General features: G+C 31.8%; 15 protein-coding genes. 10 read left to right on the top strand and 5 right to left on the bottom strand.

All coding sequences use genetic code 11. The features are described from left to right. Positions 1 to 88: 88 nt before the first annotated feature. Together ACXAHM_RS02000 and ACXAHM_RS01995 are read left to right on the top strand one after the other, a co-directional pair. The gene (locus ACXAHM_RS02000) at positions 89 to 478 is read left to right on the top strand and encodes a GtrA family protein (RefSeq protein WP_474958720.1); all 390 of its coding nucleotides are present in this window, start codon (positions 89 to 91) and stop codon (positions 476 to 478) included. Positions 479 to 488: 10 nt separating this feature from the next. Continuing rightward, on the top strand, positions 489 to 884 hold the full coding sequence (locus ACXAHM_RS01995; protein ID WP_474958719.1) for a hypothetical protein: 396 nt from the start codon (positions 489 to 491) through the stop codon (positions 882 to 884). On the opposite strand, the gene ACXAHM_RS01990 is transcribed toward ACXAHM_RS01995, so the two are convergent. After that, on the bottom strand, positions 881 to 1,717 hold the full coding sequence (locus ACXAHM_RS01990) for a DUF6624 domain-containing protein (protein WP_474958718.1): 837 nt from the start codon (positions 1,715 to 1,717) through the stop codon (positions 881 to 883). The genes ACXAHM_RS01995 and ACXAHM_RS01990 overlap by 4 nt on opposite strands. Positions 1,718 to 1,991: 274 nt before the next feature. Between ACXAHM_RS01990 and ACXAHM_RS01985 the strand changes: the two genes are divergently transcribed. Both ACXAHM_RS01985 and ACXAHM_RS01980 read left to right on the top strand, forming a co-directional pair. Next, positions 1,992 to 3,836 carry a M1 family metallopeptidase gene (locus ACXAHM_RS01985; RefSeq protein WP_474958717.1) on the top strand — a complete coding sequence of 615 codons (1,845 nt, stop codon included), beginning with the start codon at positions 1,992 to 1,994 and terminating at the stop codon, positions 3,834 to 3,836. Between the two features lie 15 nt (positions 3,837 to 3,851). After that, positions 3,852 to 4,187, top strand: a complete 336-nt coding sequence (locus ACXAHM_RS01980) for an FtsB family cell division protein (protein ID WP_474958716.1) — start codon at positions 3,852 to 3,854, stop codon at positions 4,185 to 4,187. 57 nt (positions 4,188 to 4,244) lie between these two features. On the opposite strand, the gene ACXAHM_RS01975 is transcribed toward ACXAHM_RS01980, so the two are convergent. Beyond that, positions 4,245 to 4,586 carry a hypothetical protein gene (locus ACXAHM_RS01975; protein ID WP_474958715.1) on the bottom strand — a complete coding sequence of 114 codons (342 nt, stop codon included), beginning with the start codon at positions 4,584 to 4,586 and terminating at the stop codon, positions 4,245 to 4,247. A 254-nt stretch (positions 4,587 to 4,840) separates the two neighbouring features. Between ACXAHM_RS01975 and ACXAHM_RS01970 the strand changes: the two genes are divergently transcribed. From ACXAHM_RS01970 to ACXAHM_RS01955, 4 genes are all read left to right on the top strand, one after another. Then, on the top strand, positions 4,841 to 6,091 hold the full coding sequence (locus ACXAHM_RS01970; protein WP_474958714.1) for a M16 family metallopeptidase: 1,251 nt from the start codon (positions 4,841 to 4,843) through the stop codon (positions 6,089 to 6,091). Positions 6,092 to 6,132: 41 nt separating this feature from the next. Further along, a complete protein-coding gene (mltG, locus tag ACXAHM_RS01965) occupies positions 6,133 to 7,188 on the top strand; it encodes an endolytic transglycosylase MltG (protein ID WP_474958713.1) in 1,056 nt (351 codons plus the stop codon). A gap of 49 nt (positions 7,189 to 7,237) precedes the next feature. Next, on the top strand, positions 7,238 to 7,930 hold the full coding sequence (locus ACXAHM_RS01960) for an endonuclease V (protein ID WP_474958712.1): 693 nt from the start codon (positions 7,238 to 7,240) through the stop codon (positions 7,928 to 7,930). A 161-nt stretch (positions 7,931 to 8,091) separates the two neighbouring features. Then, positions 8,092 to 8,934, top strand: a complete 843-nt coding sequence (locus ACXAHM_RS01955; protein WP_474958711.1) for a hypothetical protein — start codon at positions 8,092 to 8,094, stop codon at positions 8,932 to 8,934. On the opposite strand, the gene ACXAHM_RS01950 is transcribed toward ACXAHM_RS01955, so the two are convergent. From ACXAHM_RS01950 to ACXAHM_RS01940, 3 genes are all read right to left on the bottom strand, one after another. Beyond that, a complete protein-coding gene (locus tag ACXAHM_RS01950; protein WP_474958710.1) occupies positions 8,931 to 9,680 on the bottom strand; it encodes an ABC transporter ATP-binding protein in 750 nt (249 codons plus the stop codon). The two genes, ACXAHM_RS01955 and ACXAHM_RS01950, sit on opposite strands and share 4 nt — an antisense overlap. A gap of 2 nt (positions 9,681 to 9,682) precedes the next feature. Beyond that, entirely contained in the window at positions 9,683 to 10,414 is a 732-nt protein-coding gene (locus ACXAHM_RS01945) for an MlaE family ABC transporter permease (RefSeq protein WP_474958709.1), read from the bottom strand. A 309-nt stretch (positions 10,415 to 10,723) separates the two neighbouring features. Continuing rightward, complete coding sequence (locus ACXAHM_RS01940; RefSeq protein WP_474958708.1) at positions 10,724 to 10,897, bottom strand: hypothetical protein; 174 nt, start codon at positions 10,895 to 10,897, stop codon at positions 10,724 to 10,726. Between ACXAHM_RS01940 and ACXAHM_RS01935 the strand changes: the two genes are divergently transcribed. After that, complete coding sequence (locus ACXAHM_RS01935; RefSeq protein ID WP_474959027.1) at positions 10,815 to 11,210, top strand: hypothetical protein; 396 nt, start codon at positions 10,815 to 10,817, stop codon at positions 11,208 to 11,210. The genes ACXAHM_RS01940 and ACXAHM_RS01935 overlap by 83 nt on opposite strands. Positions 11,211 to 11,294: 84 nt before the next feature. Continuing rightward, positions 11,295 to 11,414, top strand: a 120-nt coding sequence (locus ACXAHM_RS01930) for a DUF4372 domain-containing protein (RefSeq protein ID WP_474959026.1), incomplete at its 3' end; no start/stop codon positions are given.

Genomic DNA, 11,414 nt, shown 5'->3' with positions numbered 1-11,414 from the left:
CCTTTTGAATAAACTATACAAAAGAAGGTCGTGAAGTAATTCCGACCTTCTTTTTACTTTCAACTTCGATACTAATTTTTATCTAAACATGAATTGGGAAGCCTTATTTTTTAAGTTTCTAAAGTTTGGTGTTGTAGGTTTTTCAGGTCTATTTGTAGATTTTGGAACTACATATTTAGTAAAAGAAAAGCTTAAAGGACACAAATACGTTGCAAACAGCTTAGGATTCATTCTTGCCGCTACGAGTAATTACATTCTCAACCGTCTTTGGACTTTTGAAAGTCAAGATGCTAACATTGGGGTGCAATACTTTAAATTTTTTACCGTATCTGTCATTGGATTAATTTTCAGTAATGCTATTATTTGGGTATTAAATGATAAATTTAAAGTCAATTTTTACATTGCTAAAATCATGGCTGTTGGTGTAGTCATTGTTTGGAATTTCTTTGCTAACTTAGTTTTCACATTTGCAGAATAACTAAGAACCCATGCTACAAGATAAAAGAGATTTCCTCATCAAAATGATGAGAGATTTAGAAAAAGTCATCCAACGTTTTAATGGAATTGAAGATCAACTTCATTTTGAGGAATTATCAAAAACAATTGATAAATACCTAGTTGAAGTAATCAAAGCTACTCCGGAAGATGATGAAAATGAGTTGGTACTCAAAATGATGGACCTTTCTTCTAAAATTAATTTTCAAGAATTAGAACTTTTGACAGAAGTATTAATTCAGAAAGGAAAATCAACTAAAGAAGAAAAGTACATTAAAGCTGCTCACCGAATATTATCAGAAATAGAAGAAAAAGACATCATGACTTTTTCATTTGTGAGACAGCAAAAAATTCAAGAATTAGGAAATTGGCTTCAAGAAAATTCTTAAAGTTCGATGCCAAATTGTTTTACATAATCTTCAAGAGGTTCTAACCCCACTGAAGCTCTTAATTCATTGACATTTTCCATATTCTCAACTTCATAAAGTTCCATTTTTTGCGTAGTAGAATTAAAAGTAAGCTGGGATCCATAACGTTGAGGAACATTATTATCCATGTACATTCTATCCTCCATCAAAGCGATTTGTGCATTATTTAAATCCCCTTTTCGGGCCGCCTCCTTTAATAAGAGAAAATATTTAGATCTGTAGTAGGCATCTGCATGTTGAATGACTAGCCAAATCGTAGTAATTACTTCTTTTCCCACTTCTTCACTTGATGGCATTCCACAATGCTCTAAAATACTTACAACTTTAGTCAAATTGTGAAAATCAATATCTTCATCAATCATTCCTCCCTTTCGGTTCTCTTGATCTAAAATCATTACTTCATTAAGTATTTCCGTTATTTCATTACAAGCAATATCTACTATTTCAACTTCAGGCCTTAAAACCTCCTTGATTCTGTTGTTAATCGTATTATAAAATATAGAATCTTCAGAAGTTACTTCTCTAATGACAACAAGTTTAATTACTTGATTGGTATCTGCATAGATGTCATAACCGTAGCTCAATGGAGATAGTTTTTGAATAGAATCTAAACTAATTTCATCGCCTTCCTGATTTTTGTAAACAGGAGGAATTGGAGGAGTTTTTCCTAAATTATTAATTGTATTTTCAATGATTTCATCTTTTGAAAGCTTCACTAAATCTTTAGTATGATTTGTTGTGCATGATGCAAATAGGAAGCTGAGTAAAGAGAGTTGTAGTAAAAAATTCGACATGATTATATTTAGTTATTGTTTTTCAAATGTAAAAAAATAAGATAGGTAAAAAAAGTATTTCAGATTTCATTGATTTTTAAGTGTTTTATTTTATTTGCTTTCCATTAAAAAATAATGAAAGATTTGTCAAAGACAGCGTGTAGAATAGAATAAATTAACAACTCTTCATACGTTTAAGCATTAAAAAAATGACTAAAGTCTATATTGCTATAATTTCTTTTGTAATTTGCATCTTATAGTAGACAAGAAAAGAACAAACAATAGTAATCTTTCAATGAAAACATATTTTTTAATGTTGCTTTCGTGCCTTGTAGCAATAGGTGCTTCTGCGCAAACTGATAGATGGCAACAAAGAGCCAACTATAAAATGGACGTTGAACTAGATGTAAATACACACAAGTTCGGCGGTACTCAAAGGTTAGAATATTTTAATAACTCTCCTGACACATTAACGAAAGTATATTATCATTTATACTTAAATGCATTTCAGCCAGGTAGTATGATGGATGTTCGTTCAAGAACAATTGAAGATCCTGATGGAAGAGTGAAAGATAGAATCTCAAAATTGAGTCCTGATGAGATCGGTTACGAAAAAGTACTTTCATTAAAACAAAACGGCAAAGCTGTAAAATATAAAACTGTAGGAACTATTTTAGAAGTAGAGCTAAATAAGCCAATTCTTCCAAATAGTAAAACAGTTTTTGCGATGGAATTTGAATCTCAAGTTCCTATCCAAATCCGTAGAACAGGTAGAGACAATAAAGAAGGAGTTGCTTATTCAATGGCACAATGGTATCCTAAATTAGCAGAATATGACTATGAAGGGTGGCATCCAGATCCATATGTTGGTAGAGAATTCTACGGAATTTGGGGCGACTTTGATGTGAAGCTTACTTTAGATGAGAAGTTTGTAGTAGCCGCAACAGGTTACTTACAAAATGCAAAGGAAGTGGGACATGGTTATGAAGGTATTAAAAAAGGTCAACCTAAAAAAGGAAAATTGACTTGGCATTTTGTAGCTCCAAATGTACATGACTTTACTTTTGCTGCAGATCCTGACTACCAACATAAGATTGTAAAAATGGAAAATGGTCCAGAATTACATTTCTTTTGGAAAAAGAATCAAGGTATTGATGAGGTTTGGAATGAACTTCCAGCTTATTTAGAAAGAGCAATTGATTATACAAACAAGAGAGTAGGAAAATATCCTTATGATGTTTATAATGTCGTTCAAGGTGGTGATGGCGGAATGGAATATGGTATGCTAACATTAATCACTGGTAAGAGAAACTTAAATAGTTTAATCGGTGTGACTGTTCATGAAATGTTACATAGCTGGTTCCAGTTTGTTTTAGCAACTAATGAAAGCCTTTATGCTTGGATGGATGAAGGATTTAATTCATATATTGGAAATGAGATTGAAGCACATGTAAATAAGAAAGAAGGAGCTCATGGTGGATCTTATAATTCTTATTTTTATGTTGTAAAAAGAGGAATTGAAGAACCATTAAGTACTCATGCTGATCATTTTGAAAGAAACGCTGCTTATTCAATTGCTTCTTATTCTAAAGGTGCCGTATTCTTAAATCAATTAAGTTACGTAATGGGACAAGAAACTTTTGACAGAGCGTTCAAAAGATATTATGCAGAGTGGAAGTTTAAACATCCAAATGTAAATGATTTCATGCGTATCATGGAAAAAGAATCTGGTCTTGAATTACAATGGTACAAACAATACTTTGTGTATTCTACTAAAACGATTGATTACGGAGTGAAAAATACTTTCACTGAAGGTGATACAACATATATAACAATCGAACGAGTTGGTAAAATGCCAATGCCAATGGAAGTGAAAGTTACTTTAGATAACAATGAAGAAACTACTTACTACATGCCATTAAGAGTAATGCGTGGCGGTAAAAAATCTGAAATTGAAGGTAATTGGGTACAATTAGAAGATTGGCCTTGGACTCACCCACATTATACAATTGCGATTCCTACAAAAGGAACTAAATTGAAAAAAGTGGAAGTAGATCCTACTGGTAAAGTTGCAGATGTAGATCGATCTAATAATATCTTAGAAGTTTCTTATCTTGTAGAAGAAGGAGCAGGTTTATAGAAATTGAACTTTTAGATGAGAGAAAATAAACAAAATAATCCATTATCAGGATATCAATCTTGGTTAAACTACTTCAAGAATTTTTATGTTCTTGTCGGATTTTTATTTGGAATATGGATGCTATTTTTTGATAGTGATAATTTCATAAGGAGAAATAATCAAAAAGCAAAAGAGCAAGAGTTGAAAAACCAAGAAGCTTATTATGCTAAGGAGATTATAGATCTACAAGTTAAAATGAAAGAGCTACACACAAACAATCAAGAATTAGAAAAGTTTTCTCGAGAGAAATATCTCTTCCATAAAAAGGGAGAAGATGTCTATGTAATAAAAGATCTTTCAGCCGAAGAATAAAAAAAGCGCAAACATTAATTATAAATGTTTGCGCTTTTTTATTGATTAATCTCTTATCTAGCAAGGGAATAATAAAGCAGCTTCTAATAAAGCTACCGCAGCTTCAAGTTCAGCTTTTGCATCTTCTGCCTCCTCTGGGGTAGTAGCAGAAGCATCAATTGCATTATTGATACAAGATTTGTTTGAATTGTAGAAGTCTAAAAATTCTTGACTTGCACTTTTAGATTCTTCACAAGTTGCATTTGGATCTAAGTTGCTTAGTTCATCACCTGCAGCTTCTAGATCAGCAATAATTTGAGTAGTGTCACACGCATCTGGCTCTTCTTCCTCATCAAAACAAGAAGTCAAAACAAACATAGGGAATAGTGCAACAAATAAATAGATAAGTTTTTTGTTCATAGTTGTGAAATAATTATTAAATAAAATATTCTAATAAAAATCCTTAATAAAGGTAATATTTTTTTAAGAAATTATTAATTAAATTAAGGATATATTAATGTTTTCAAATTTCTTGCCTAATTTTTAAATTTATTAGCTTAAAAATCATTTTTTTAATTCCATTAAGTAAAAGAGTGAATGATTATCAGTAACTTTGCAGGCTCATTTTGGGAGGAGAAATAGTAATATTTCAATTTTGTTGAAAATTATAGTCAATGGATAAAAATTATCAAATTCACCGATTAGCAAACGGTATTCGACTAATACATAGACAAGTCAAAACAACGAAACTAGCCCATTTAGGTGTTGTTTTGAATGTGGGAAGTAGAGATGAAACTGTAGAACAGCAAGGAATTGCTCACTTCTGGGAACATATGGCTTTTAAGGGTACGAATAAAAGAAAAACGTACCATATCTTAAATAGCATTGACTCAGTAGGAGGGGAATTGAATGCATATACTTCTAAAGAAAAAATCACTTTCTATACTTCTACTTTAGTGGAACATTTTGAGAAGTCTGTTGATATCCTTTCTGATTTGACTTTTAATTCAAATTTCCCTGAAAAAGAAATTGAAAAAGAACGTTCAGTTATTTTGGAGGAGATGTCTATGTACAAAGATGATCCTACAGATGCTATCGGAGATGAATTCGATGAAATTATTTTCCCGAATCACCCCTTAGGAAGAAACATTCTTGGTACGGTTGAAAGCGTCAATAGTTTTCAGCAAAAAGATTTCTTTGACTTCTTAGATCAAAATATAGATACACATCAAGTCGCAATTTCTTCAATTTCTAATTTACCTTTTGAAAAAGTAGTAAAGCTTGTTGAAAAGTATTTTGGAGGAATAAAAGAAGTAAGAAAAGAGCGTAAAAGAGAAATTTTTACAGGGTATAAGCCGCAGTTTATTGAACGCTATAAACCGATCAATTCTGCACATGTTATGATTGGATCAGATGCTTATGAAATGCATCATCCAAAAAGGTTAACATTTTTCTTATTGACCAATCTATTAGGAGGCCCTGCAATGAACTCAAGACTGAATTTGGGTATTCGAGAAAAATACGGGTATGTCTATGATATTTCTGCTGGTTCAACTTCTTATTTAGATTCAGGTCAATTCAGTATCTATTTTGCAACTGAAGATAAAAGTTTAAATAAATGCTTGAAACTTGTAAATAATGAATTGGCGAAACTTAGAGATAAAAAACTAGGTATTCAACAATTAAGAAGTGTTAAACAACAAATAATGGGTCAAATTGCAATGTCTGGAGAAAGTAACCTTTCTATTATGTTAGGAATGGGTAAAGCGCTGTTAGACAGAGAGAAATTTGAAACTATTGAAGAAGTTTTCGAGCAAATTAAAAATATAACTGCTGAAGATTTAATTGAAGTGGCAAACGAAATGTTTGCAGAAGATAGGATGAGTACTTTAATTTACCATCCGAAAGTAAAAAGTCAAGTTTAGCCTATTATTGAATAGCCTAAACATGCAAAAACAAAAAGATAATGGTAAAAAGTAATTTACGAGTTTTTTTATTTGTAGGATTTTCTGTCTTTACAATTTCTATCATTGTATACATTTATCAAGTTTTTTATACACCCAACATCCAAGTGGATAAAGAACCTGCTGTCATCAGAATTCCTCAAGGAGCAACTATTGAAAATGTATCAGATACACTACAGAAGTATGATATTTTAGAAGAGTTAGTTCCTTTCCGTTTTGTCAGTAAACTATTAAAATATAATGAAAACGTAAAGCCGGGTTTATATGTTCTTAAACCTGATATGACAAATATCGATGCTGTACGTTTTTTACGATCTGGTGCTCAAACACCAATTAAGATTACATTTAATAATGCTCGAACTGTTGAAGATGTAGCTGAAAGAATTACGACACGTCTGGAAATGACTTCAGATGAATTTTATGCAGCGGCAACAGATCCTGCTATTCTAAATGAATTAGGATTAGATTCATTGACAGTAAAAGCGATTTTCTTACCGAATACTTATGAAGTGTATTGGACGATCACTCCTAAGCAGTTGATGTTTAGAATGAAAAAAGAATATGATCGTTTTTGGAATGCTGATCGCAAAGCAAAAGCTGAAAAATTAGGTTTAACACCTTTCCAAGTTTCAGTATTAGCTTCAATCGTTGAGTCTGAAACAATCAAGCCTGATGAAATGCCAAAAGTAGCTGGTTTATATATCAATAGACTTAACAAGAACTGGGCTTTACAATCTGACCCAACAGTTGTATATGCAGCTGTTCAAGTAGGTATGGTGAATGAATTTACAGATGTAAAAAGAGTTTTAAACAAGCACTTAGCAGTAGATTCTCCATACAATACATATAAATATTCTGGTTTACCTCCAGGGCCAATTAGAATTCCTTCTACAATGGCTATCAATGCAGTTTTAAACCCTGTAAAGCATAAATACATGTACATGGTTGCAGATGCAGATTTTTCAGGATATCATCACTTCTCAAAAACTTTATCAGAGCATAATAAATATGCACGTATTTATCAAAATGCGTTAAATAAGAGAAGAGTATATAAATAACATGATAAGGGCATTGTAAGTAATTACGATGCCTTTTTTTATCCAATTCATGGATCAAATTAAGAAAAAAGAACAAGAGGAGTTATCCAAAAAAGTAATCATTCTCTCTGATGATACGTCACGAATCAAACTAGGTATTGAAGATGCAGTTTGTACGATGGATGTAGCCTATACAGATGATTGTGCATTTGTATCCTGTGATATATTAAGAGGAAAAACAGGAGAATGGGTCAATACTTTTGTAACTGTTCATCCACTCCCAACAACACCATATACATCAGGTTACTTCGCTTATTATGAAGGTCCGTTACTTGTCGATTGCTTAAAACAATTGGCTTCAGAACTGAAACTATCACCATCATTAATCATCGTAGATGGTCATGGAATCGCTCACCCAAGAAGGTTTGGAATTGCAAGTTGGTTAGGCTTAGAATTAAATGTACCAACGATCGGATGTGCTAAAAAACCTTTGCTACAATGTGCCTTTGCTTTAGGGAAACAAAAAGGAAGTATTGCACCGATGCTGTTAGAAGATGAAGTGGTTGGTGTTGCTTTTCGTTCAAATGCCGGTGTAAAACCTATTTATATAAGTCCTGGACATTTGATTAGTCTTGATAATACAATTCATATTATCAAAAAATATCATGGCGAATACCGAATTTTTGAACCAATTCGAAGAGCAGATCAAGCGGTAAGAAAAGCTGCTAAAGGACAAGAAGGTGATTTTGAAATGATTTATTGATTAGTTTGTATATAAACTATGTGTCTTTAAGAAATTGATTATAAGTAATTTTAGTCCTTAAATTTGAATCAATTAACGATATTTTTTGTCTATGTTATTTTTCTTTACGTAAATTAGTTTAATATTAAATTAAAATTCTATCTACCACAAAAGAGAAAAGAATGTTTAAAGTTACTACAAGAGAAAAGTATGAAAATGATTTTACCCCAACAAACACTACTACTTCCAAAATTCCATTAAAATGGAGACCTTTCGTCATGTCAGGTGTCTATATTTTATTATTATTTGGGGCATCTCTACTAATTAATGCTGTACTAGAAGTCACCTTTAATGAAACAAAACCCTATCAGCAACCTTTTTATTTTTCCATATTTATCACATTGATTTTTTCTTTCTTGTTACCTTATGTACCTAGTGAGAAAAAGCTTGAAGTGGAGGAATCTTTAATTCATAATTTTAAGGTAGAAAAAGTAAAAGCTTCACATAATACAAAGTCACAAAGTACTCGTATTATCATTGCAAAGTTTTTGACTTTTATGTTTACAATAGGCTTATTTTATTTTTCATATTCAACGAATAAAAAGATTGATAAATATGAAACAGTAACTATACATAATATTCCTATTCGAGGTGTAGATAGTGTTCAAATTGCTGTTAGAATGTCTAGAAATACAAAGGATTCTGCAACTCCTGGCCGTTTTAAAATTATCAATGATGCTAAGGTTTCCAATAAAAAAGATTTCATCTATGAGGAATATTCTTATGGTTTTCCTTATGAGTTATTAGTACCAGAAGAAAAAGAATTGATAGAAGAGGGAAAAAAATACCTAAATGGTAAAAGAGCGAAAATCTATGTGAAATGGTATGGAGACGAAATAAGTACTAAACAGGTAAAAGGTGGTTTGAAGACAGTTTTATCTTCTGAAGCAATGAATAACCTACTGTTAGCTTCTTTTGGAGAAGCGTACCAATTAGAAGAAAACACAAAAAAAAGGGATGATTAAATCCCTTTAAATGTTCTAACTAACTTATTTGAGAATAAGAAGTCTTGCAGTTCTTTTGGTTCTGCATCCAGAATAGTTTCTTTGGTACCTTCCCAGATTTTCAAACCTTGATACATAAACATAATGTATTCCCCAATTTCCATTACAGAGTTCATATCATGTGATACAATTACTGTAGTGAGGTTATATTCTTGTGTGATTTCATGAATCAATTGGTCAATCATCCATGCTGTTTGCGGATCAAGACCTGAGTTAGGTTCATCACAAAACAGGTATTGAGAGTTCATTACAATTGCTCTAGCAATACCTACCCTTTTTTGCATACCACCAGAGATTTCAGAAGGCATCTTGTGAGCTGCATTTTCTAAACCTACTCTTTTCAAGTAAAAATTAACTTTATCGTCTTTTTCACTTTCAGAAAGATTGGAATGTATATTCAATGGGAATCGTACATTTTCTGCTACTGTTAGTGAATCAAATAAGGCACTTCCTTGAAAGAGCATACCAATCTCTCCACGTATTATTTTTTGTTCTTTATTGGATGAACGATGGAAATCTCTACCATCATACAAAACAGAACCCCCATCTGGAGAAAATAGACCAACAATTGTTTTTAATAAAACACTTTTACCGGTACCACTGGCTCCAATAATCATATTAGTTTTTCCTTTTTCAAAGGTTGCACTGATGTCAGTCAATACATCTTTTCCTTGGAAAGATTTCTCTACGTTTTTTATTTCAATCATGATTATGAAAGTAAAGTATCAGCTAGGATAAAATCTGCAGCAAGGATAGCAATACATGAAGCAGTTACAGCATCTGTACTTGCTTTACCTACTTCTAATGCACCACCTTTAACATTGTAACCTTTGAATGCAGAAATTGAAGTAACAATAAATCCAAAAACAAAAGCTTTGATAATGGCGAACCATACTTCAAATGTTACAAAGGTATTTTGTATACCATAGATATAATCTTCAGTAGGAGATAAGTTACCAAAAATTGTAGCAATATATCCACCCCATATTCCTAATGCACCTGAGATAATAGCAAGTAACGGTAACATCGCCATTCCAGCTAAGATCTTTGGAAGTACAAGATAAGAAGCGGAATTAATACCCATAACTTCTAAAGCGTCAATTTGCTCTGTTATTCTCATTGTTCCGATTCCACCAGCAATCTGTGAGCCTACTTTACCTGCAAAAACAATTGCTGATAAGGTTGGAGCCATTTCCAATATCATCATTTCTCTTGTTGCTAAACCAATAATATATTTTGGTAAAAGCGGACTAACGATATTGTAAGCCATTTGTAATGCAATTACAGCACCAACAAAAAGAGATACGAAGCCAACAAGGAAAAGAGAATTGATACCTATAATAGTACACTCCTGAAAAAATAATCGGACATATGTTGTAAAAGACTCTCTATTCGAGAACATCTTTTGTAAAAAGAGAATATATTCGCCAAGGCGTCTCATGCGTACAGTCTTATTTCTAAAAAAATTGGAATCTAACCAATGTATTCCACCTTACAAAGATAGAGATCTTATTGTCATTACATATTTTTTAACCCAATAACTAAAGAGCATTTTTAAAAAACTTGCTCATTTTCTCAAATTTTGATTAATTGAGTTTCAATTCAGCACTACTACGCTACTACTGTTATCATGCTGGATATAATTTTTTATTTCAACAATAAATATACATCAGTATTAATCTATTCTATTCACCGATAAGTTAATCCTAAACTACTCTTTTATAGCTTTTGATGTAACACATTTCAAACTTCAAGGTAAACCAATTTTTGGGAAAGCAACATTTGATCCTCCGTTTAAAGCAAATTCATCTTTTGTAAATGAAGCAAGATTCGTCTTTATCATTAATGGTAAATCAAATTTATATGTTCCCAATGATACATTATCACTACAAACTTCAGATTGTTTCTTAATGAAATGTGACAATTTTGTCAATGTTTGGGAACCTAATGAAGAAGTAGAAAAGAGTAAGGTAATGGTCATGCACTTTTATCCTGAAGTACTAAAAGCTATTTATGATAATAATATTCCAGAGGCCTTTCAAGCAAAAAAAGTAAAACCGCATGGTCCTGTATTAAAGATAGAAACCAATGACATGATGATGAATTATATCATGAGTTTAGAGTATTATTTTCAAAATCCAAGTTTGATGAACGATGAGTTAGTAAAATTGAAAGTAAGGGAATTGATTCAAGTAATGCTTAATTCAGATTCATCCGGAGTCATTAAAAATCAATAGCGTCCTAAACGTTTAAAAAAGTGTGAGAAAAGTTTAAGTATCTCAATTAACTTTGAGTTGCATAAAAAAAACATATTCTCACACATGTCAAAGATAAATTTATTCTCTCAAATAGTCTCAAAACTTGACCGTAATTCTTTCAAAAAAATAGTTACAGAAAAGAAAACGGATAAACATCAAAAAGGGTTTACAAGTTGGACTCAC

The organism is Flammeovirga sp. AWQ4_249, from assembly GCF_056161045.1.
The sequence above is the reverse complement of the archived record's forward strand: the minus strand, read 5'-3'. Positions and strand labels throughout refer to the sequence as shown.